23 protein-coding genes are annotated in these 22,862 nt (G+C 26.7%); all 23 read right to left on the bottom strand.

Annotation, left to right across the window (positions count from 1 at the left end; translation table 11 throughout):
• Window positions 1-17: 17 nt before the first annotated feature.
• Window positions 18-797, bottom strand: a complete 780-nt coding sequence (locus RDY08_RS05380) for a FliH/SctL family protein (protein ID WP_307905409.1) — start codon at window positions 795-797, stop codon at window positions 18-20.
• On the bottom strand, window positions 790-1,800 hold the full coding sequence (fliG, locus tag RDY08_RS05385) for a flagellar motor switch protein FliG (protein ID WP_307905410.1): 1,011 nt from the start codon (window positions 1,798-1,800) through the stop codon (window positions 790-792). The genes RDY08_RS05380 and fliG overlap by 8 nt, the downstream gene beginning before the upstream one ends.
• Before the next feature lie 35 nt (window positions 1,801-1,835).
• Window positions 1,836-3,434, bottom strand: a complete 1,599-nt coding sequence (gene fliF, locus RDY08_RS05390; RefSeq protein WP_307905411.1) for a flagellar basal-body MS-ring/collar protein FliF — start codon at window positions 3,432-3,434, stop codon at window positions 1,836-1,838.
• 45 nt (window positions 3,435-3,479) lie between these two features.
• Entirely contained in the window at window positions 3,480-3,773 is a 294-nt protein-coding gene (gene fliE, locus RDY08_RS05395; protein WP_307905412.1) for a flagellar hook-basal body complex protein FliE, read from the bottom strand.
• Between the two features lie 26 nt (window positions 3,774-3,799).
• A complete protein-coding gene (flgC, locus tag RDY08_RS05400) occupies window positions 3,800-4,243 on the bottom strand; it encodes a flagellar basal body rod protein FlgC (protein ID WP_307905413.1) in 444 nt (147 codons plus the stop codon).
• A 13-nt stretch (window positions 4,244-4,256) separates the two neighbouring features.
• A complete protein-coding gene (flgB, locus tag RDY08_RS05405) occupies window positions 4,257-4,670 on the bottom strand; it encodes a flagellar basal body rod protein FlgB (protein WP_307905414.1) in 414 nt (137 codons plus the stop codon).
• A 43-nt stretch (window positions 4,671-4,713) separates the two neighbouring features.
• Window positions 4,714-5,331: a DedA family protein gene (locus RDY08_RS05410; RefSeq protein WP_307905415.1), complete on the bottom strand. Its 618-nt coding sequence runs from the start codon at window positions 5,329-5,331 to the stop codon at window positions 4,714-4,716.
• A 2-nt stretch (window positions 5,332-5,333) separates the two neighbouring features.
• The gene (aroQ, locus tag RDY08_RS05415) at window positions 5,334-5,774 is read right to left on the bottom strand and encodes a type II 3-dehydroquinate dehydratase (protein WP_307905416.1); all 441 of its coding nucleotides are present in this window, start codon (window positions 5,772-5,774) and stop codon (window positions 5,334-5,336) included.
• A gap of 48 nt (window positions 5,775-5,822) precedes the next feature.
• Entirely contained in the window at window positions 5,823-6,485 is a 663-nt protein-coding gene (locus RDY08_RS05420; RefSeq protein ID WP_307905417.1) for an HD domain-containing protein, read from the bottom strand.
• 3 nt (window positions 6,486-6,488) lie between these two features.
• Complete coding sequence (gene trpC / locus RDY08_RS05425; protein WP_307905418.1) at window positions 6,489-7,256, bottom strand: indole-3-glycerol phosphate synthase TrpC; 768 nt, start codon at window positions 7,254-7,256, stop codon at window positions 6,489-6,491.
• 2 nt (window positions 7,257-7,258) lie between these two features.
• The gene (nrdR, locus tag RDY08_RS05430) at window positions 7,259-7,714 is read right to left on the bottom strand and encodes a transcriptional regulator NrdR (RefSeq protein WP_307905419.1); all 456 of its coding nucleotides are present in this window, start codon (window positions 7,712-7,714) and stop codon (window positions 7,259-7,261) included.
• The gene (locus RDY08_RS05435; RefSeq protein WP_307905420.1) at window positions 7,711-7,923 is read right to left on the bottom strand and encodes a putative signal transducing protein; all 213 of its coding nucleotides are present in this window, start codon (window positions 7,921-7,923) and stop codon (window positions 7,711-7,713) included. The genes nrdR and RDY08_RS05435 overlap by 4 nt, the downstream gene beginning before the upstream one ends.
• Complete coding sequence (locus RDY08_RS05440; protein WP_307905421.1) at window positions 7,924-8,388, bottom strand: PTS sugar transporter subunit IIA; 465 nt, start codon at window positions 8,386-8,388, stop codon at window positions 7,924-7,926.
• Window positions 8,389-8,466: 78 nt separating this feature from the next.
• Window positions 8,467-9,171 carry a DNA repair protein RecO gene (gene recO / locus RDY08_RS05445; protein WP_307905422.1) on the bottom strand — a complete coding sequence of 235 codons (705 nt, stop codon included), beginning with the start codon at window positions 9,169-9,171 and terminating at the stop codon, window positions 8,467-8,469.
• On the bottom strand, window positions 9,168-9,782 hold the full coding sequence (locus RDY08_RS05450; protein WP_307905423.1) for a hypothetical protein: 615 nt from the start codon (window positions 9,780-9,782) through the stop codon (window positions 9,168-9,170). Before RDY08_RS05450 ends, recO begins: the two co-directional genes overlap by 4 nt.
• Window positions 9,779-10,582, bottom strand: coding sequence for a rod shape-determining protein MreC (gene mreC / locus RDY08_RS05455; protein WP_307905424.1), 804 nt, complete (start codon window positions 10,580-10,582; stop codon window positions 9,779-9,781). The genes RDY08_RS05450 and mreC overlap by 4 nt, the downstream gene beginning before the upstream one ends.
• Window positions 10,566-11,687: a M20/M25/M40 family metallo-hydrolase gene (locus RDY08_RS05460; RefSeq protein WP_307905425.1), complete on the bottom strand. Its 1,122-nt coding sequence runs from the start codon at window positions 11,685-11,687 to the stop codon at window positions 10,566-10,568. The genes mreC and RDY08_RS05460 overlap by 17 nt, the downstream gene beginning before the upstream one ends.
• Window positions 11,688-11,974: 287 nt before the next feature.
• On the bottom strand, window positions 11,975-12,922 hold the full coding sequence (locus RDY08_RS05465) for a hypothetical protein (RefSeq protein ID WP_307905426.1): 948 nt from the start codon (window positions 12,920-12,922) through the stop codon (window positions 11,975-11,977).
• 279 nt (window positions 12,923-13,201) lie between these two features.
• Complete coding sequence (locus tag RDY08_RS05470; RefSeq protein ID WP_307905427.1) at window positions 13,202-13,411, bottom strand: hypothetical protein; 210 nt, start codon at window positions 13,409-13,411, stop codon at window positions 13,202-13,204.
• A gap of 501 nt (window positions 13,412-13,912) precedes the next feature.
• Complete coding sequence (locus tag RDY08_RS05475) at window positions 13,913-14,215, bottom strand: metal-sensitive transcriptional regulator (protein ID WP_307905428.1); 303 nt, start codon at window positions 14,213-14,215, stop codon at window positions 13,913-13,915.
• 243 nt (window positions 14,216-14,458) lie between these two features.
• On the bottom strand, window positions 14,459-14,662 hold the full coding sequence (locus RDY08_RS05480; protein ID WP_307905429.1) for a cold-shock protein: 204 nt from the start codon (window positions 14,660-14,662) through the stop codon (window positions 14,459-14,461).
• A 208-nt stretch (window positions 14,663-14,870) separates the two neighbouring features.
• The gene (locus RDY08_RS05485; RefSeq protein WP_307903371.1) at window positions 14,871-15,809 is read right to left on the bottom strand and encodes a hypothetical protein; all 939 of its coding nucleotides are present in this window, start codon (window positions 15,807-15,809) and stop codon (window positions 14,871-14,873) included.
• 57 nt (window positions 15,810-15,866) lie between these two features.
• Window positions 15,867-22,859 (bottom strand): carboxypeptidase regulatory-like domain-containing protein, encoded by a 6,993-nt coding sequence (locus RDY08_RS05490; protein WP_307903372.1) that lies wholly within the window; start codon window positions 22,857-22,859, stop codon window positions 15,867-15,869.
• Window positions 22,860-22,862: the final 3 nt, after the last annotated feature.

The following is a 22,862-nucleotide window of genomic DNA, read 5'->3' on the forward strand; positions in this document are numbered from 1 at the left end:
TACACTTCCATTCAAATTTAATCCTTCACCTTCATTAAACCTTCAAATAAAACTTCTAATTGTGAATTTATCGAAGCATCAATTGTTCCCATACTTGTTTCCAATATACAACCGCCTTTTTCTATTCTAGAGTCTTCTATCATCTCTATTTCTTGTCTATCTACCCCATTTATTTGAGAAATAACCTCCTCCTTTATATCCTTTAAATAATTCAAATCTTCCCAATTTATAAATATTTTTAATTTTTTACTAATTGGGACTTTTTTTATTGACTCTAAAATATTATTTTTTATTATCTTATTATTTTCTGAAACTTCTAATTTTATTATTTTTTTGGCAATCTCTATAGATAATTTTATTATTGCCTCTTCATTTTCTTTTATTGTATTATTTCTAATTTCAACAGTCTCATCAATAATCCCTTGTGCTCTAATAATCAAACTTTTTGTTTGCTCTATTATTTCTTCTTTTGCACTCTTTTCTCCAGCTTGATAGCCATCTTGATAACCTCTATTTTTGTTTACTTCTAGTTCATATTCAGCTTTTTGATTAGCTTCTTCTATTATTTTATTGACCTTTTCATTTAATTCTATTTTTTTTCGCTCTATTTTTTCGCTTAAATTTTTTAATTCTAATTCTTTTTCTTTTATATTTTTATTTAGAGTTTCTAATTCCTCTTTTTTGTTATCCAACTCTTCTATGCCATAATTTTTTATATTTTTTTGTTCACACTTATCACCTATTATAATAGGTTTACTATTATTTTGTATGAATTCTCCTTTTATGACATTAAACAATCATCTCATCCTCGCTTCCTCTAGCTATTACAATTTCTCCTGATTCTTCCAATTTACGTATTATATTTACAACTTTTTGTTGAGCCTCCTGTACATCTTTTATTCTTACAGGACCCATATATTCCATATCTTCATTTAAATTTTCAGCAGCTCTTTTTGACATGTTTTTTAGTATCTTTTCTTTTACTTCTTCACTAGATCCTTTTAATGCTAGAGCTAAATCTTTCCCTTCCACACCACGTAAAACTAACTGAATTGCTTTATCATCAAGAAGTATTACATCTTCAAATACAAACATTCTCTTTTTAACTTCTTCTGCTAACTCTGGTTCTTGTTCTTCTAAGCTTTCTATAATAGTTTTTTCTGTTCCTCTATCCACATTATTTAATATTTCAACTAAAGAATCTATTCCTCCTGTAGATGTATAATCTTGCCCTACAACTGAAGAAAGCTTTCTTTCTAATACACGTTCGACCTCTCTTATCATCTCTGGAGAAGTCCTATCCATCATAGCTAATCTTTTAGCTATATCAGCCTGTTTTTCTGGTGGTAGCTCTGATATAATAAGTCCAGCTTTATCTGATGATAAATATGATATAATCAATGCTATTGTTTGTGGATGCTCTCCTGATATAAAATTTAATATTTGGGATGGCTCTGTTCTTTGTATAAAATCAAACGGTTTTACTTGTAATGATGATGTCAATTTTGTTATTATATCTAAAGCCTTATTTTCACCTAAAGCTTTAGTTAATATATCTCTAGCATAACTAATTCCACCTTGTGATATATATTGTTGTGCTAACATTAAATCTGAAAACTCTCCATAAACAATGTCTTTTGTATTCGCATCTACTTTATGAAGTCTAGCTATTTCTAGTGTCAATTGTTCTATCTCTTCATCTTTTAAATGTTTAAAAACTTCAGCAGCTGTATCTTGTCCTAGAGATATAAGCAATATAGCTGCTTTTTGTTTACCATGTAATTTGGGTTCATCTGCCATTATATCCTCCTAAGAAATTCCTAAAATATAATTTTTTAGTCTTGAAGCAACCATGTTCTAATTAATCCTGCAACTTCTTCAGGCTTTTGTTTTGCTATATTTTTTATTTGCTCTTCTTTTTCTTTTCTTTCTTGTTCTTCCACAGTTAATTGTTCTCCTAGAGCAACTTCCTCCATCTCTGGAATAAGTTCTTCTACTGCTCTTCTCTCTTTTTCTCTTAACCTCTTTTCTTCTGCTTTTTTCATTACAAAATAAATAATAACTAATGCTATAATTAATATTATACTTGCAATAACTCCAATTACAATATACTTTTGATATTTTTGTTGTGTTTCTATAACATGCTGAAATTTATCAATTGTTTTTGTATCAAATGGTATTACATCGATATTAATTTTATCTCCCCTATTATCATCAAAATTAATTGCTGCTTTTACCATATTTTGAAACTTTGTTCTTTCGTTGTCATTAAATTTTGTTTTTTTAAAATAATCTGAGTTTTCATTTAAAACAACAGATACATTTAATTTTTTTATACTTCCAAGAGATTTCTCATATTGAGAGTTTGTTTTATTCAACTCATAATTTACAGTATTATTATTTTTTGAATACTCTTTTCCATTTTTTGAGCTATCTGTCGCTACATATCCTGGTATATTAGAAGATGTCCCTGGTACACCAGAAGCATTCCCATCACCAGTACCTTTATAAATTTCATTATTTTCTTGTTTACTTCTAACTAAACCTTGTGTTGATTGTTCTCCAGATATTGTTGGAGTTGTATATTCCTCTTTGTTTGTCAATTGTTTATCAAAATCTAAAGATACGGCAACTTTTACTCTATAATTACCCGCTCCTAAAACACTTAGCAGTCCTGTAACTTTCCTCTCTAGCTCTTTTTCCATTTTATTTTGAAGTTGTAATTTTTTATCATTAAATTCACTACTGTTCTTATTTATAGTTATATTATCAGATAATATATTTCCATTACTATCTATTACTTCTACATTATCTATCGTCAATCCTTCCACAGAACTAACTGCTAAAAGCATTATCCCTTTTACATTTTCTTCAGTAAGTTTTCCTAATGGCTGTAATTGAACTAAAATAGATGCCTTTGCAGAAACTCTATCCTCTGCAAAAGGAGAATCTTCTGCCGGAGTTATATTTACAACTGCTTTTTTTACTTGTGAAAGTGCTGCTATAGTTCTTTCTAACTCACCTTTTTGAGCTCTTAAAAACATCATTTTTTTATCAAAATCAGTAGATCCTATTTTTGCTTTATCAAATATTTCAAATCCAACAGTCCCTCCAGTTGGGACTACTCCATCTTTTGCTAAATCTAATCTTAAAGAATATTTTTCTTTGGAATCCACCTCTATTGCTGTCCCACCTTGACTTATTTTATACTTAACTCCCTTTTTATCTAAATCCGCTTTTATTAAAGAGGCATCTTTTGCTGTTAATTCTGTAAAAAGAGGTTCATAATTAGTTCTAGATGACGCCATTGAAAATAAAATTGTAAAAATCATTGTAGCTACTATTGAAACTATTATTAAAATTTTTTTTATCTTGCTTAACCCTTCCCATATACTCTTTGCTTTTTCTATAATTTTTTTTATAGTCTCATCCATAACCTATATATCCCCTTTTGTTTTTATATCTCATAAATTTATAAATTATACCTGCATTCTGCTAAATTCTTGATATGCATCTAACAGTTTATTTCTAACTTCTATTACAAAAGACATAGCTATCTCTGCTTTCTGTCCAGCAACCATTACCTCTTGGATATTATCTATTTTTCCTGATACAAAATTTTGTGTTTTTAAATTTGCATCTTTTTGTAAGTTATTTGCATCTTCTACTATTCCTTTTAAAACATTAGAAAAACTTGTTTCTGCTTCTTGTTTATTTTTTTTATTTGAAATATCACCCAAAATATTTGGGTTTATTATACCATTAATTTTCATTATTAGCCACTCCCTTTATCACTTAACTATTTCCCTATGCTAAGAGCTGAATTTGCCATACCTTTTGCTGAATTAATAACAGTAACATTTGCCTCATATGCTCTTGTAGCTGTAATCATGTCAGTCATCTCTTTCACAATGTTTACATTTGGCATAGCTACATATCCATCTTTATTTGCATTTGGATGATTTGGATTATATACATATTTAAAAGGTGCTTTATCCTCTGCTATTTTTAATACTCTTACTCCATTTCCTATTTCAGAGTCATTTTCATTCGACATATTCATTGGTATTTTAAATTCTGTGTTTTTTCTAGCTTGAAATATTACCTCTTTTCTTCTATAAGGAGTTCCATTTTTAGTTACAGTTGTATTTGCATTGGCAATATTTTCTGAGATCACATCCATCCTTAATCTTTCTGCAGTTAATCCTGATGCACTTGTATTAATTATTCCAAAAATCCCCATTTAAATCACCCCTTTATTTCCCTTTTATCACACTCTTTAATATGAAAAAATTTTGAGTTAATCTTGTTGCTGCAAATTGATATCTAATATTATTTTTTGCAAGCTCCCCTTGTTCTTTTTCTATATCAACACTATTTCCATCATTTCTCATTGTAGTATTATCTTCTCTAATAATCTTTGCTCCAATATTTTCTAAACTTGGAGTTGAATTAATTTCAAAATGTTTTGAATTTGTCGTAACTCCTTTTATTTTTTCACTATTATCTTTTGACAGGGTTTCTCTTAAAATAGATTCAAACTGAATATCCTCTCTCTTATAATTAGGAGTATTCACATTAGCTATATTATTAGCCAATACATTTGCTCTTTTTGAATAAGCATCCAACCCTTTTTCTAGGATAGTGATATTATTACTAAACAATTTCATTTTTTTCGCCCCCGTAAAATTAAAATGTTTTTTATTATATTTATTATTTATCAACTTTATTTTTCTTTTTATTCTTATATAATATAATATATATCACAATTATTACAAAAGAAATAACTATAACATAAATAGCTGCTTTATGTGAGTATTTTTTTATTAATTCTAGATTATTTCCAACTAAATACCCTATATATGCCAACACGGCATTCCACAATCCAGCTCCAAGAAAAGTATATAATGCAAACTTCCACTTTTTCATTTTTGTAAGACCTGCTGGAAAAGATATATATTGTCTAACTACTGTTATTAATCTTCCTATAAAAGTACTAATAGCTCCATGTTCATTAAAATATTCTTCTACCTTCATAAATCTTTTTTCTGTTAATCCAAAATATTTTCCAAACTTCAATACAAATTTTCTTCCATATATTAAAGCTATATAATAATTTAAAAAAGAGCCCATTAAACTTCCTATAATTCCACTAATAATAACTAAATATAAGTTCATTTGCCCTTGTGCTGCCAAATAGCCTGCTGGCGGTATTATAACTTCACTTGGGAAAGGAACAAAAGAACTCTCTAATGCCATGAAAAATATAATTCCTGGATATCCCATTATCCCTACAATATTCATTAACCCACTAAAAATATTTACTAACATCTCTATTCTCCATTTTCTCTATACTTCAAATAATCTATTGCCATTAAATATCCATAATATGAAAATCCTGTAATTTGCCCAATTGCTATAGGTGCAGTAACAGATTTATGTCTAAATTTTTCCCTCTTATACACATTAGAAATATGAACTTCTACAAACGGAATATTTACAGCAGCCAACGCATCTCTTATAGCTATACTATAATGAGTAAAAGCTGCAGGATTAATTATTATATAATCCACTGCATTATCATAAGCTTCTTGAATTTTATCTACAATTTCTCCTTCATGATTTGATTGATAAATTTCAATATCTATATTTTCTCTTTTTGCTTTATTTTTTATAATATTATTTATATCATCAAAATTTTTATTCCCATAAATTCCAGGTTCTCTTTTTCCTAACATATTTAAATTTACACCATGTATCACTAAAACCTTCATTAATTTCCTCCTAAATATTTAATCTTTCATATGAAAAATTAAATATAACTATAATAAACTATACTCATTTATTACTAATTTAAATTTACACCCTAAAAAATTTGCAGATTTTTTTGATATAACCATTCTTGATAAAAATATTTCAAAATATTCCATAACTTGTGATATTTGAGTATCAATTGATAACTCTAATGAAATAATTTTTTCCTCTTTATTTACTACTACAGATGAATGAATTGCTGCATAATTTACTCTATCATGTATATCAAATGATAGTTGATCCGTTCCTCTAACTCTTGAACGATGAACATCTGCTTTATCCGCTATTATTAATGCTGCCGATATTGGATTCACAGGCTCTCCTCCAAAGCTTTCATCATGATTCCCTATTGCACTCATTACTATAGCTGTATCTTCAATATTCATCCCTAAATCTAAAAGAATATCTTTTGCCATAAGTGCACTATAGTGTGGATGATTTACTCTATTTATCGCATTTCCTATATCGTGTAAATATCCAGCTATTGCTGCTAGTTCGCACATTTTTTCGCTATATCCTAATTCTTGTAAAATTCTTTTTGAATTTACAGATACAATTCCTGTATGTCTAAATCCATGTTCTGTATATCCTATTGCTTCAAGGCATAAATCAGCTCTTTTTATAAATGTTTTTACAATTTCAAGTTTTTTTATATCTTCTACTTTTATCATTTTTTATCTCCCTAAAAGTTCTAATAGTTTCTTTCCAATATTTTTAGATTTCATTAATGTTTCTCCTATTAAAGCAGCATCAATGTAATTTTTTTCTAAAAGTTTAATATCTTCTCTACTTTTTATTCCGCTTTCTGCTACAACTAATCTATCCATTGGAATTTTTTCTCTTAACTTAATCACGTTATATATATCCACATTAAACGTTTGTAAATTTCTATTATTTACACCTATAATTTTTGCAGGTGTATCTAATGCTTTTTTTAAAACCTCTTCCGAATGAACTTCTAATAATACACCTAATTTTAACCTGTTAGCTAATTCTATAAATTTTATTAATGTTTTATAGTCTAAAACTTCCCCTATTAATAAAATAGCATGCGCTCCTAAATATTTTGCTTCATAAATTTGGTATTCATCAATGATGAAGTCTTTTCGTAAAGTAGGTAATTCCACTTCTTTTGATATATCATATAGATATTTTGAATCTCCTTGAAAAAACTTTTTATCAGTTAATACTGATATTGCACTTGCCCCATTTTCTTCATATTCTTTAGCAATTTTCAAGTAATTAAAATCCTCTCTTATAATCCCTTTTGATGGAGAGGCTTTTTTTACTTCTGAAATTATTGAAATTCCTTTTTTAGATAAATTTTCTTTAAATTTAGATTCAAATAATTTAATTTTATTTATAAAATTATCTAAACTATTTTCTGATTTCAATTTTTTAATTTCAATTTTTTTATGATTTATTATCTCATCTAGAATCATTATTAACCCTCTTTTTTTATTTTATCTATCTCTTTTATGAAATTTTCTAAACTATCAAATTCATTATATACAGAAGCAAATCTGACATAAGCTACTTCATCAAGTTTTCTAAGATTTTTCATTATTAACTTCCCAATTTTTTTGCTTTTTATTTCACCTTTCAAATTATTATATATATCTTTTTCAATTTCTATAATTAATTCCTCTAATTTATCCCTACTAATATCTCTTTTTTCAGTTGCTCTTAACAATCCTCTTAAAACTTTATTTTTATCAAAATCTTCTCTTGTTCCATTTTTTTTCACAACTGTAATTACCATTTCTTCTACTCTTTCATATGTTGTAAATCTTTTTCCACATTTTGGGCATTCTCTTCTTCTTCTTATTGCATGCCCTTCTGATACTATTCTACTATCAATTACTTTACTATTATCGGCATTACAATATAAACATTTCATCTTTTCCTCCAACTTTCTACTATCTTCATAGCAACATCTAGTTTGTCTTTTTCTACATATAATTTTACTTCTCCTAAAGAACCAATTTCTATTCCCAAAACAGAATTGTTTTCTCCGCTTTTGTAATATTTAATCTCTTGACTTCTAAAAATTGATAATAAAATTTCTAGATTTATATTATCATTAAATTTTCCTAATTCACAAAACATTTACTCTTCTTCTTTATTTATTAATTCTATGATTTCATTTGGAGTATTTGCGCTTAATAATCTATTTCTAAATTCTTTATTTCTTATTAATCTAGAAATTCTAGCTAATACTTTTAAATATGTTTGACTATCTTTTATTGGTGAAGCAAAAACAAAAAACATATGTGTTTTTTCATTATCTAAAGAATCAAAATCTATCCCTTCTCTACTTATCCCAAATCCAACAGTTAATTTAGTTACAAAATCAGTTTTAGTATGTGGAATTGCAACGCCTTTCCCTATTCCTGTACTTCCTATTTTTTCTCTTGCGACTAACCCTTCATAACATTTGTCTGCATCTAAAATATTTATTGACCCATTTAATAATTCTTTTAATTCTTTCAATACCTCTTCTTTTGTATTTGATTTTAACTCTAAGTTGATTAATTTTTCTGACATGAAGTCTGTTATTTTTACTATATTCATTTATAAACCCTCCTTGATAATATTTTTAATTTTATTTTTTAAGAACCTTTTTAGGATGCCTTAATGGGAATGTTATTTTTAAGCCATTCCTAAATAATTTTTAAGCTGTTCTTTAATGTCAAAATGATAATTTAAATATCCTTCTAATATTTCTATAACACTAAGTAAGTTAAACTTATTTAAGTTTAACTTATATATACCCATTATGTCAACATTATTTAACAACATTAAATATTTTTTTTGATATTTTTTAATTTTTAAAACATTTTCCGTTTTATCAATCTGAAACTGTCCTTCTTCAAAATTAAAATACTCCCCTTCGTTTAATAAAAAGCTAGTTCCTTCTTGATTAATAATACTATTTAAAAAATAAGATACTAATACTAACATTTTTTCATTTTCTTTTTCTTTTGATATATACTTCAAGGAGTTGTATACCAATTTAAAAAGTTTAATGTTTTTTTCATTTTCCATAGAGAATTTATCTGCAATTTTTAGTATATATCCTGCAATATTTATTTTAAATAAGTTTTTTTTTATATCTAAAAATCCATCTGTCAATTCTACAGAAGATAAATATGATATCTCATTTTTTTTATAAATTATAAAATTTGATAACACCGCTAAATCAGTTCCATAAATTTCTCTTTTTTTGCTTTTTCTAATTCCTTTAGCTAATATTTTTATTTTTCCATTTTGCTTTGAGATTACAGTAACAATTTTATCTGCTTCCCCAAAATCTACCTTATTTATTACTATTCCTTCTATCTTTTTTATTTTCATTTTTTTATTATTTCATTCATATCAAATTCTAAATCTGAAATTTTACTATTTATTATAGTATTTTTAAAATAGATTTCTGAAATCAAGCTATTTCCATCAAAAATTTTTATATTTTTTGGAAACGTTTTTCCACCTACTTTTTCATAATTATAAAAAACTATGCTAACTCCAGTTTCATATTTTATTTTTAAAACTTTATTTTTCAATTTATTTAATATGAATTTTGTTTTTCCTATAAAAAATTCTTCTTTTAATTCTTTTTCTTTACTAATTTTATTAAATGCCTTAAATATATTTAAAACATAATTTTCTTCATCTTTTATTTTTTCATTTACAGTTTGCTCTAACATTGGATAATAAACTCTTTTTTCATTTTTATTATATAAATACAATTCTCCCATATTTATCTTAGGATATTCCATTATTTCCAATACTTTATCTGGCATTTTAATTTTCAATTTATATTTTTTAATTTTTGTTTTTTTATTCATATATCTTTTTTCTGTAACAATTGCCTTTAATGAATTTATATCAAAAAATGTATTAGCAAAACTATTAACAGTTATAGTAAACCCTACTATAAGTAAAATTATTATTTTGAATTTTTTCATTTCTTTCTCTCCTTACCAATAACCATTACTTCATGAATTTTCATTATTTTTTTTGGTATTTTTACATATAACATTCTAAACATATTATCTTTAGACTTTGAAATTTTTGATACTTCTCCTATTGTTATCCCTTCTGGATAAATATCACTTATTCCTGCTGTTTTTACAACATCTCCTATTTCAACTTTACTATCTATAATTATATTTTTCAACTCTAAATTAAGAGAATTACCACCAACTACAATTCCAATATTTTTATTAATTTCCGCTCCAACTTTAAAATTATTCTTACTAATTAAGTCTACTTGTGAGCTTTTTTTCAATACTTTAGTTATTTTTCCTACTAGAAATCCATTTGAAATAACCGCCATATCTTTTTTTACTCCATCATTCTCTCCCTTATTAATAAATAAATTTTGATACGCATTTAAAGAATCTCTATAAATGACATCTGCTACTAAACTTTTATATTTATATCTTTCTTTTAATTTAAGCATTTTTCTCAATCTACTATTCTCTTCTAAAATTTTTTTATAATCTAATTCTTTTAATTCAGTAGTATAAATTTTTTTTCTTAATGAATTATTCTCTTTTATAAGCTCTTTTATATATATAATATCGTTTATTTTTTCTTTTACAGAGCTTGTTAAATTATAAATACTACTTTTTATAGGCATAAAAATATATGTGCTAAATGCCCTGATTTTATCAAATCGCGTTTTAAACAATATAAGAATTATTAATATTGCTATTATTAATAGAAAATTTCTTAATTTTTCTTTTCTATTTTGTAACATCATTTGAAATCACCTTAACTAATTCCAATATAAGTTCTGCGCTATTTATCAAATCTTCCTTTTCTATATATTCGCTAGTAGAATGAACTTTGCTCATTCCTATTCCTAAATTCACAGTATCTATACCTTTTTTATTATAAACATTAGTATCACTTCCGCCGCCTAAGCTTTCTGCTTTAAATGGAAACTTTAAGTTGTCCGCAGCTTGTTTTACCAATTTTATCAATTCGTAATCTTCTGAGAAATTAAAGCCATCATATTCTCTTGTTAATTCATAATCAAGTTTAGCTCCATATTCTTCTGCTGTGTTTTGACAAATTTCTATAACAGTTTCTATTGTTTCACCTAATTTTTTTTCATCAAAGCTTCTGCTTTCTCCTACTATATTCAGCTCTTCCATTACAATATTTGTTGCATGTCCTCCATTGATAATCCCTAAATTAAGAGTAGTTTCTTCATCAATTCTTCCTATATTTAATTTTGAAATAGCTTTTGCTGCAACATATAATGCACTTATTCCTTTTTCTGGTTCAATCCCAGCATGTGCTGCTTTTCCTATGAATTTTAATTTTATTTGTTCATGATATGGAGCTTGTTTTACTACACTACCTGGTTTCCCAGAAGAGTCTAAAATAAATCCATATTTCAAATTAAATTTAGATTCATCAAAAGAAGTAGCTCCTAAAAGTCTAATCTCTTCTGCTATGCTAAATACTATTACTAATGTAGGATGTTTTAAATTATTTTCTTTTATTATATATAACATCTCTAAAATAGCAGCAATTCCAGCTTTATCATCTCCACCAAGTATGGTATCCCCTTTTGACATAATTTTTCCATCTTTTATTATTGGAATTATATTTTTGCAAGGTGTAACAGTATCCATATGAGAGCTAAACATCACTTCAGGCCCATCGCCTTTTAATATTCCAATAATATTTCCTGCATTCCCTTTGTTTATTTCGCCTGCATTATCTTCATAGACTTCTAATCCTAATTTTTTTAATTCTCCTATTAAATAATTAGCCATTTCCCTCTCTTCTAGTGAAGGCGAATATATTTTTACCATCTCTATAAATTTATTTATAATTCTCTCTTCGTTTATCATAATTAATTCTCCTCTCAATTTCTCACTATATTTTTATATCTAAAAACTCTTTTTCATAATGCAACTGATATCTATTTTTTACTATTTTAAAATTAAATATTACAAGTAAAAAATAAAAAAGCACTCACTTTTCCGCTACAAAATATTCTATTAATACATTATACAAAAAAAAGCATTATAAATCAAAGGATTTTTTCATAATTTACAATTTATTATCAAGAACAAAGGTGGCAAATACAGGGGTTTGCCCTGGGCTGTTAAACCTATATTTATCCTAGGAAAAAACATCATGCCACTTTTTGAGTCCCCAAAGCATCTCTTCTTCTTTTTAATAACGTTGATCCGATGTTTTCCTTTGTCCAATTTTCTATATCAATCATTTTAGTTTTCTCTAATGCCTCTTTTATTTCTTCTTTAGTTAATTTTAAGGTGAATGCAGGTATACATAAAACTAAATTTGTTATTCCTGCCATTGAATTATCACTTATATAATTTTTATATTTACCAAAATTTGATTCGATAATATCAGAAGTACATATCAGCTTTTCTTTATCTGGCATCAATTCTAAAACTTCTTCAAAATAAGAATTCATTTGTTTTGAAAATTCTTTTCCTTTTTCACTTTTTAATTTTTCTAAAATATATTTGCATTTAGATACTGTTTTTATTGAAAAACTTTGTTTTTTTAATATCTTTTGTATCTTTAATGTTGAGTTATTTATAAGTGATAGTTCTTCTATAAATTCTTTATATTCTTTTACCCAATTACTTTTTTCTCTTATTTTCTCTATCTTTTCTTGTTTTTTTAACATCTTTAATATCTTCATTCCATAATCAGATATTATATTTATATTCTGAAATCTTGATTTTTTCCTTTGTTTTGGTGGTATTATATGTGCTATATCACTTTGACTTAATTTTAATCTCATCTTTGACATATTTTGTGTGAATTCTATATATCTTTCATCCTTTTTATATAGTTTTTCTACAATTAATGCTATTTTATGCGTTACATCATGAATATGTTTTATGTTTGATAATTTTAAACCTTTTTTTATCACACTTCCATAATCTCCTATTGCATAACTTATACCACCTAAATCTTTTTTTAATTTTTCTAACTCTTCTTTTACTAATTCTCCTGTCCAACGTTTTTTTGATTTTTCTAATAATGGTACCATATCTGTATATTTTAAAGCTCTTTCAAAATTTACATTACTTTCTCTTATTCCCAATACTAATAATAATTTTTCTTGTCCTAATTGAATACTCTCATCTATTATTATTATCCAATCATCCGCTTTTTCTTTTGGCTTTTGTAAAGTATAACACCCTATTTTTCACCCAAATTATAATACTTACATGACTTGGACTTTTTATTTTTAAATTTAATGTTATATTTATTATTCCTATTAATTTTGAAATTGACCTGAAACTTGCTGAAGTATTCAACTTTATCATTACTATCATTTGAATTATGAGTATATCATATGCATAATTCCTTGGATTGTTCTTTATTTTTCGCTTTTTTTTTCATTATTTTTTAATACTTTTTTTTCTGTTTCTAATTTTAATATTTTTTCTGCATTTAATTTTGCTTTTATTTTCCATTTATTACGACTTTCTTTTAATTCTTTTATTCTTGTTTTTAACTTTTTATTTTCCGTTCTTCTTTCTTTTGCTTTTTCTTTCCATAAATTATATAAATTACTTTTTTCTATCATTTATATTCACCCACCATTTCTTTTCTTATGATTTTATAATTATTTCATAATAAAGTCAAGCTTAAAAATGGCAGGAGCTTTTTCCTTTGTAATTCCATAGGTTTAACAGTCCAGGTTTGCCCCTACGTAATAAATATCAACATCCGATTCAGTACATCATTTGAAAACATTAACAAGTAAAACATATAAAAATATAACATATATAGATTCTATATCGCCTCTATTTTTTAATTTAAAATTAATATTATTCATTGGACGGAAATAGATTCTACCCATACAAATTCAATTATTTTTAGGGCCAAGAACCTAAAATTTGTAGGGGTAGACCCCTGTGTCTACCCAAAGGCAAACAATAATAAAAAAATAAGTTGCACTTCATTTGCTAAAGTTTAAATGTTTCCCTAAATTTTCGGTTTAAAAACATGTTTAAAAAAATATAATAGTATTTATATATAATAATAGCTATAAAAACAATATTCATTAAAATTTATAGAAAATTCTTTATTTCATCATTTTACGTATAGTATTCATAAGTTCATCTATTACTTCTAGTTCTCCATTTTGAATTTGTTCTACTACACAGCTTTTAATATGAGCTTCCAGAAGTATTTTGCTAACACCATTTAACGCCGACTGAACCGATGTTATTTGATTTAATATATTATCACAATAAACATCATTTTGAACCATTTTGTTAATACCTCTAATTTGTCCTTCTATTCTGTTTAAACGATTAGATAAATTCTTTTTATCTTCTTCAGAATGATGAGCCACTTTACAACTAGGGCAACTATTATTATCCATAAATTTCTCCTTCCATGTAATTTTTATCCAGAACTATCATTTTATAAAAAAAAATAAGTTACGCTTCATCTGATAAAGTATAAATATTTTTCTAAAATTTTGGCTTCTCAAAAATTTTGATTTGAAAAATCGCATATTTCAAAAATGGCGTAGCTTATCTTCTGGATAAATTTATATTTCCCTAAATAAATAAAAAAAGTCCTGAATATAAAATCCAGAACTTCCTTTATTTAAATAATTTAATTAGTCAGCTAAACTTACGTTTGAAGCTTGAGGTCCTTTTTGTCCTTCAACTATTTCAAAACTAACTTTTTCACCTTCGTCTAATGTTTTGAATCCTTCTTTGTTTATTTGAGAGAAATGTACAAATACATCTGTTCCATCTTCTGCTGTTATGAATCCAAACCCTTTTTCTGCATTAAACCATTTTACTGTTCCGTTTACCATTTTCTAATACCTCCAAAATTTTATTTCCTTTAATTCTTTGACGCTTTGATGCTTTAATGAAAACTACTTCTTTATAATGTCTCTTTTATTTTGAAATACAATTACAACATCATTCAATGTATAAATGCTATCTCGAATCAAGGTACCCTTAGTATACTACATATACTCCAAAAAAGCAAGACTTTTTTTACTTTTTTATAAATATTTTTTAATATTTTAGATATGTTGTAAAAGTTATATCATCTTGAGAATTTCCATTGAAAATATCATCATTTCCAAAGTATTTCATCTCATATCCAATATCAACTCCTAAATCTATTTTTTTATTATTAAAATTTATATCCAACGGAAGAAATCCAACTCCTACAGTGTAACTTTTTTGGGCTTCTATATTATCTATAGAATTTAAATTTCTAGACATACCTACTCTTAAATCAAGTTTTTTATAATAATTTCTGCTAATTCCAATATTAAATCTATCACCATTTTCTATTTCACCTATTGCTTCTATATTTTCTTTATTATATGCAATAGAGAAAATTCCTTCTTTATCTAATGTTTCACTATAATTATCTTCATTTTTAATCTTCCACTCCAAAGATGATTTTATATTCTTAGCAAAATATCCTATTGTTATATTTTTATTTAAATCAAAAGATATAGCCATATCAACTCCACTACCTTGAGCTTTGCTCTCTGACAATGCTTCATATTTTATTCCTTGAGCTATAGCCTCTTTCATTATTACATCTGTTGCAGATACATCTTTTGAAACATTAACGTTATACAAATTAAAATTAAAACCAATTTTTATTATATTAAATTTATATGCAGTAACAAAACCTATTTTATCAGCTTTTAATATATCACCAGATTTTTCATATCTAATTCCCAATCCAAATTTATCTGTATTCTTACTTAATTCAAACTCTTTATAATCTACCACTCCAAGATTATTTTTTTGACTCATTTTCACATTCCAACTATTATTCTTTTTACTAATATATTTTATAGGACTATCTAAGCTTAGTAAGCCTCCCATACCAGATGATTTTCCATCTAATGGAATCGATGTAAAAATAGCATTCTCTGTAGCAAACGTAAAGCTTGAAACAACTAACATTAATATCAATATTTTTTTCATCATAAATCTCACCTCTCTCTTTTTTGCCCCTTCTATTTTATAATAGAAGGAGCATTATTTTTATTTTAATAATATTACTACTTTGTTCTCACTTAATTCTCCTGCGATATCTTCAATTGTTAATCTAACTATATATCTTCCATTTTTCACTTCATTCCCATTATTATCTAATCCATCCCACTTCTCATAATATTTAGTAAGTTTACTTCTCATATCATTGTCTACTAAAGTTTTTACTAATTTACCATTTTCAGTATAAATTTTTATAGTTGCATAAACTATACTTTGCTCGGCAGATGTAAATTTATATCCTATTAAAGTTCCACCGTTAGCTGGAGTAAATGGATTTGGATAAATCTCAAAATCAGTTATTCCTAAAGGCTCACTTAATACCATTATTGCATATTTACCAAATCTATTAATATTTACACTAATAGAATCACTATTTACACTTTTCCCATTGTCTATCTCTTCCCATTCTATTCCATTCCATCTATATATTCCAAGACTATCTTCTCCAACTTCCCTTAAATCTATATTTGACGGAATTGGTAATGTTAACACTGTATTGCTATTTCCTAAAATTTTAAATTCTGGAGATATTTTATATACATCTCCTGCAATATCCAAATTTCCTTCTGGTAAAGATGGAATAGCTGTTTTTATAATATTTATTACTTCATTATTCGTCAATGAATCTTCAGCTATATTTAATTTAACTCCATTTTCTCTTCTTATTTCTTTTGCATTGCTATTTGCTGTTTCATATACTTCAACATTTTTAGAAATAGTCTTATTTTTATATCTCACCGTAATCACAAATTTTCCAACTATTCCTTCTTGAGTTTTTATTTTCTGAGTATTTTCATCTAACACTGCATTTGAAGAATCAATTATCACATTGTCAGGTTTAACCTCAAATCCGCTTGTCCCTTCTGGAATTAACATTAACGAATATCCAACTGTCGTTCCTGCTTTTACTTGACTAGAAGTTAATTGTAATTCCAATTTTACTTTATCTAAATTAACTTCTATAACCTTTACATCTACGGAAGTAATTAATCCATCTACATTAACTTCTATTGTCTCTATCCCTACTTTATTTCCTGTTACGCTAACGATATTTTTATCAACTACCGTTCCTAATGTTGCAACTCCATTATCACTGATTTTTTCCCATTTAAAGCTACTTGAAGTTGTAGTTGCAATATGTCCATACTTATCATATCCTTTCGCTTCTAGCTCTATAGCATTTCCTTTTACTATAACTGGGATTTCAGGAACTATTTTTACTATTGACAAATCTCCAACTATCTCTATAGTTTTTGTTTCTGTTTTTGTTATATTTGCTCCATCACTTGCTTCGATATAATATGTTAAAGTTCCTGCGTCATTTAAGGTAAACTCTTTTACATACTCTCCATTTACATCTTTAGTTAAATCAAAACTGTTTATATTGCCATTATTAACAGTATAATATAATTTTGCATCTTTAACTATTTCATTATCTGTTATTGTTGCTACAAATTTTATTGTATTATCTTTTTTATATTCTTTTATTTCTGTTTTATCTTCTATAACTGGTGCTTCTTGGTCTGTTGATTTATCTATTTTAACAGAACTATTTATTACAAAATCTGTATCTGAAACGACTAAATTTTCTTTTGTAACTTCACTATAACTATTTTTTCTTACATTTAATTTATAATTTCCAGATTTATATTCCAATATTATATTGTAATATCCATCTCCACCACTATATCCTTCACCTAACAAATTACCATTATTATCCAAAATTCTTACTGCTGCATCTGAAATTTTAGCTCCTGTACTATCTGTTATTATTCCTTCAAATCTCATTTCCATAGGAATCAATGTTAAATCTTCCACTATTTTATCTTCACTATTTGTACTGATTTCTACTTGCTTTGAATTTTCTTTAAATCCTATTTTACTTAATAATAGTGTATATGTTCCCTTTCCTAAAACTTTTCCAGTATCATACGCACCTGTTGAATCAGCATCTAATCTCAAAACTTTTGCACCATTACTATCAAATATATTTATCTTTGCATTTTCTCCATTTATTATTTTTCCAGAAATACTGCTCTCTTTTCTTTCTATATTATATGTTTTTGTAATTGCGTTTGAACTAACTACTATAACATCTTCTATTTTAGAAATACCCTCTTTTATTGATAAATTATATTTAGTTCCATCTTCATTATATGGTATTCTATCAAACATTACAGTTCCATTTGTATCTGTTTTGCTAACTTCATTATTAAGAGTTATCTCTACACCTGTTATTGGATTATCTGATTTGTCTTTCACAATAATTGTAATTGTAGATTCCAATTTCTCTAAAGTAGAATTCACTACATTCTCTCCTTCTACTAAACTCTTAGTAATTGTAACTGTTTTATATCCAAATTTTGTTACTGTTATCTCTAAATTTGTTGCTGCTTTTAATCCTTTAATTTCAAATTTTCCTTCAGAATCTGCTGATATAACTATATTTGTATTTGTTTTAATTGTTGCATAACTACCATTTAATATATTTCCAGAAATATACGCTTCTTTTTCTAATAATACATTTTTTATCTCATTATTACTCTCATCTAACATCTTTCCATTTGAATCTACTGTTACATTAATAGATTTTGTTATATATCCATCTTTGCTAACTTGCAATATTCCTTGACTATTTTTTAATGCTTCAATCGTAACAGCACCATTTTCATCAGCTTTTAAACTCTCTACATTTTCATTTGTATACAATTTTATACTTGCACCTGTAGTTGTTTGTAATGAAATATTTGCTACAATAGAATCTAATTTTATTGTATTCACTGATGTTGTATTTAAAGCTTTAAACGTTGTATTTGTACCTTCAGGTATGTTATATCCATATTTTAATATATCTAATGTATAATCTTTATTCTCTTCTAAATCTTCAAATCTAACATTACCTTCAATATCACTATATTTTATTTTTAAAACACTATCTCCATCTTTTAATTTTACAATAGCATTAGGTATAACATTAATTCCAGATACTATTTTTGCTAATATTTTTGCATCATATTTTGTAACTTTTATCTCATTTACAGTTTGAATTTTCACATCTGTTGTTAATTCAGGTATTGTTATATCTGCAACTTTTACATTTGATTTAGATGGAATTATCTCTACTGTATATTTACCTAGATCTAATCTATCAATATTTAAACTATCAGAATTAAAATCTCCTCTTCTTATTACATTCCCTGCTGTTTTCAATATGTAACTAGCTTCTAAAGGTAAACTGAAATTTAATCCAATTTTTCCATCTAATATTTTTAATACTAAACTTCCCTCTTTATTTGAGCCAGATATTGTTATATCTAAATCTTCACTTTTATACCCCTCTTTTTTTACTTTAATTGTATATGTACCATCTTCTAATTTAGGAGTAGCATACTTTCCAAAATCATCTGCAAATCCACTCCAAACTTCTTGGCTATCTTTTTCCAATGAAAGTTTTGCATTTGCTCCATTTGTTATTGTACCTGTTATTTTTCCTCCTAATTGAGTCAAAGTTCCAGAAACTGATATATCTGTTGGAATAACAATTGATTTTGTTTCACTACTATATCCATCTTTTACAAATGTAGCTTTATAATCTCCATATGGCAATTCTTCATCTACTGCTGTTCCTGCTGTATTTAAATTTATAGTTCTTGAAACAACACCAGCTATATAAACCGTTACAGAATCTTGATTAGCAGAAATAGATATATTTCCTGTTTCCACTTGTAAAGATATATCAGACAATGGCTTTATCTCTTTTTCTGATACAGTTATTGATTCTGTATAATCTTTATATCCTATTTTACTAACTGTTAAATTATATGTTCCAGCTATAGCTTTCAATAAGAAATTTCCATTATCATCTGTATTAGCTATAATATCATCTATATTACTACTGCTTAATTTTACTTTTGCATTTGGAATATTTACTGTTCCAGATATAGTTGCTCTAACATCTTCTACATTTAATATTAAATTATCCATATTTTCAACTACATTAAATAATTTATTTATATCACTATATCCATATTTTTCTGTATGAACTGTAATATTTCCAGGTAATGTTCCTAAAATAAATTTTCCACTACCATCTGTGTAAGTTTCTGTTTTATCTGTATATACCTTTATTCCACTCATTGCATTACCTTGAGAATCTCTAACCATTCCTTTTAATGTCAATGGTTGCAATTCCAAATCATTAAAATCTTGAGTTACAGTTTTACTTAGATCTACAGTTACATTATCAACACTACTACTATTATAACCTGCTTTATTAACTGTAATTTTATATATACCAGGTATTAGCGCTATTTTATAATGCCCAATATCATTTGTAGTAATATTTATATCTCCTACAAGAACATTAGCACCATTTACAGGTATTCCATTTTTAGTGTACACATTACCTTCTATATATCCTATATTTTTTTGTATCAAAACATCTTTACCTAATATATTGCTTCCTGCCATCAATATTATATCAAATGCCTCTGCTTTGTATAAAGTTTTGTTAATTGTAATATTATAACTTCCTGGTAGTAATTCTAATCTATATTTACCAAAATTATCTGTAAAACTTTCTACATTTCCAGCTACAACACTTACCCCTCCTAATGGAGCTCCGCTGTCCTTGTCTAAAATTTTACCCTCTAATATTACGACATTTGCATTTAATGTGAAATTTTCTCCTGAAATAGTATCTCCAGCTCCAATTGTTATAGACTTACCTGCACTTGCATATCCAGCTTTATATGCCGATAAATTATAAGTTCCATCTCTTAATGTTAAGCTATATTCTCCATTTGAATTAGAATAAACTTCACTGTCTCCTGCTGTTATTTTAGCTCCAGATATTGGTTCTCCGTTTGAATCTTCTATTCTACCTAATATGCTGCTACTATTCACATTCATTAAAATACTTAAATTAATAGCTTCTCCATATCCAACTGATTGAGATATACTTTTTTGTTGTGTATATCCATTTTTTATTACTTTTACTGTATAATCTCCTTTTTTTAAAGATATTTGATAATTTCCTAAATTATCTGTATCAGCTTCATATATAGAACTTCCTTCAAAGACTAAATGAGCTCCTATAACTCCTCTGTTATAATTATCTAAAACTTTTCCTGTTATTGTTGAGGCATTCCCGACTAATGTTATATTTACAGTTTTATTTGCTCCTGGTAAGAAGCTTTGTATCTGCTCATTAGAAGTTACAAAACCTGTCTTATATGAATAAAGATTCCAATCACCAGGTTGTAATGAAAAACTATAACTACCATCTTGTAATGTCTTAACTTCATATCGGTTAAGATTATTATATAGCACTACATTCGCATTAACTATTGGTTCTCCATTTTCTGTATAAACTTTACCATTTAATGAAACATTATTTGCAACTAATAGTGTATCACCTAAATTTAAAGTAGTTCCAGGCAATACATTCATATCATTAACTATTTTAGTAGTATAACCTGAATATTCATATTTTATATTCCATTGCCCTGCATCAATTTTAAAGTTGAAATATCCATTTGTGTCTGATATCCCTTGATATTCATTTCCATTATAGTCAAATGCTGTAACAATTGCTCCTTTTAAAGGAATACCACTGTCTTTATCTTTTATTGTTCCTGCTAAATTTGAATTTTTAACAGTTAACAGTACATTATTAACATTAACTGTATCTGGAGATGTAGTTAATACATCTATTTTAGGATTGGTTGTTTGACTATATCCTTCTAGTACAGCTTCTATATAATATGTTCCTGGAAGCACATTATTTATTGTATATTTCCCATCTGTATCTGTAAGCTCTGGAATTATATTTATTTTATTACCTCCAGTGGTTACTAAATACACTTCCGCTCTTTCTAATGGCTTATTATTATTATCTAAAATTGCCCCATAAATATTTTTAGAAGGAACATCATATGTAAATGAAAACTCATCACTTTTAGAAGTACCTCCATCTTGTCCTTCTGTTATAACATACCAATAATATTTAGCACTTTTAAAGGTTCCAGGTGCATATATATTCAAATTAGTGGCTTTTGTTGCCTCATCATAAACTAAAGCTCTTGTACTTATCCCCTGCATATCAACTAATTCTTCAATATACACGTGATATAAGTTAGCTCCCTCTACAGAGTTCCAAGAAAAATTAATATAATCTTCTTGAGTTTTAATTCCATTTGTTGGACTTATTAATGATGTTGAACTTATTGTTGAATATCCATTCAAATTAAATTTTGTCATATCGGTAGTAGATGGAACAGATGTAGAAGTACTTCCTTCTGTAGTTCCAAACATTGGCATTATTATGTAATAATATTCTTTTATTCCATCACTATTATCAAATGTAAGTGGTGCTGGATTTCCTACATCAGTTCCTATATCCCCAGCCTCTCCATAAGACAATTTAGTTTTAGTTGTAGAAACCTGCCAAATTATATTTCCACCACTTATATTAGTATCTCCATTAGAATCTGTATCAACAGAAATTGGACTTCCTGATAATATTAATTTATATCCTGCTGCACCAACAATCGGTTCCCATTCAAAGGTAGGAGTTGTTGTAGTTATATCTCCTTTTGGAGATATAGGATTTATTATAACTTTTGCTTGTAATACTATATAGCTTTCTAACGAATAATATGTCCCACTACTTGTAACAGCTTCTATCTTATAAAACTGTTTAGTTGGAATTGCTGCATCATTTGTTAAAGTGTAACTATATTGAGAAGCTACTGTAGTTATTTTTGTTTTTTCAGTATAACTTCCATCTAAATTTTTAAATTTCAAACTTGTGCTAACAACAGTTTCTCCCGACTCAGGAATCACACTCCATTTTATAGTATAATTATCTCCTGAATCTACAGGAAATGTTGGTTGTTCTGTTATAGCTACTGTTGCTGCAAATCCAATACTCGTTATTAAAAACATAAATAAAAATATAAAAATATTTTTTAAATTCATTTT

Source organism: Haliovirga abyssi (assembly GCF_030295325.1).
Classification (GTDB): domain Bacteria; phylum Fusobacteriota; class Fusobacteriia; order Fusobacteriales; family Haliovirgaceae; genus Haliovirga; species Haliovirga abyssi.

Coding starts and splice junctions, on each gene's coding strand:
- fliG (WP_307905410.1), bottom strand. CDS start 1,800: ATGGCAGATGAACCCAAATTACATGGTAAACAAAAAGCAGCTATATTG.
- fliF (WP_307905411.1), bottom strand. CDS start 3,434: ATGGATGAGACTATAAAAAAAATTATAGAAAAAGCAAAGAGTATATGG.
- fliE (WP_307905412.1), bottom strand. CDS start 3,773: ATGAAAATTAATGGTATAATAAACCCAAATATTTTGGGTGATATTTCA.
- flgC (WP_307905413.1), bottom strand. CDS start 4,243: ATGGGGATTTTTGGAATAATTAATACAAGTGCATCAGGATTAACTGCA.
- flgB (WP_307905414.1), bottom strand. CDS start 4,670: ATGAAATTGTTTAGTAATAATATCACTATCCTAGAAAAAGGGTTGGAT.
- RDY08_RS05410 (WP_307905415.1), bottom strand. CDS start 5,331: ATGTTAGTAAATATTTTTAGTGGGTTAATGAATATTGTAGGGATAATG.
- aroQ (WP_307905416.1), bottom strand. CDS start 5,774: ATGAAGGTTTTAGTGATACATGGTGTAAATTTAAATATGTTAGGAAAA.
- RDY08_RS05420 (WP_307905417.1), bottom strand. CDS start 6,485: ATGATAAAAGTAGAAGATATAAAAAAACTTGAAATTGTAAAAACATTT.
- trpC (WP_307905418.1), bottom strand. CDS start 7,256: ATGATTCTAGATGAGATAATAAATCATAAAAAAATTGAAATTAAAAAA.
- nrdR (WP_307905419.1), bottom strand. CDS start 7,714: ATGAAATGTTTATATTGTAATGCCGATAATAGTAAAGTAATTGATAGT.
- RDY08_RS05435 (WP_307905420.1), bottom strand. CDS start 7,923: ATGTTTTGTGAATTAGGAAAATTTAATGATAATATAAATCTAGAAATT.
- RDY08_RS05440 (WP_307905421.1), bottom strand. CDS start 8,388: ATGAATATAGTAAAAATAACAGACTTCATGTCAGAAAAATTAATCAAC.
- recO (WP_307905422.1), bottom strand. CDS start 9,171: ATGAAAATAAAAAAGATAGAAGGAATAGTAATAAATAAGGTAGATTTT.
- RDY08_RS05450 (WP_307905423.1), bottom strand. CDS start 9,782: ATGAAAAAATTCAAAATAATAATTTTACTTATAGTAGGGTTTACTATA.
- mreC (WP_307905424.1), bottom strand. CDS start 10,582: ATGATGTTACAAAATAGAAAAGAAAAATTAAGAAATTTTCTATTAATA.
- RDY08_RS05460 (WP_307905425.1), bottom strand. CDS start 11,687: ATGATAAACGAAGAGAGAATTATAAATAAATTTATAGAGATGGTAAAA.
- RDY08_RS05470 (WP_307905427.1), bottom strand. CDS start 13,411: ATGATAGAAAAAAGTAATTTATATAATTTATGGAAAGAAAAAGCAAAA.
- RDY08_RS05475 (WP_307905428.1), bottom strand. CDS start 14,215: ATGGATAATAATAGTTGCCCTAGTTGTAAAGTGGCTCATCATTCTGAA.
- RDY08_RS05480 (WP_307905429.1), bottom strand. CDS start 14,662: ATGGTAAACGGAACAGTAAAATGGTTTAATGCAGAAAAAGGGTTTGGA.
- RDY08_RS05485 (WP_307903371.1), bottom strand. CDS start 15,809: ATGATGAAAAAAATATTGATATTAATGTTAGTTGTTTCAAGCTTTACG.
- RDY08_RS05490 (WP_307903372.1), bottom strand. CDS start 22,859: ATGAATTTAAAAAATATTTTTATATTTTTATTTATGTTTTTAATAACG.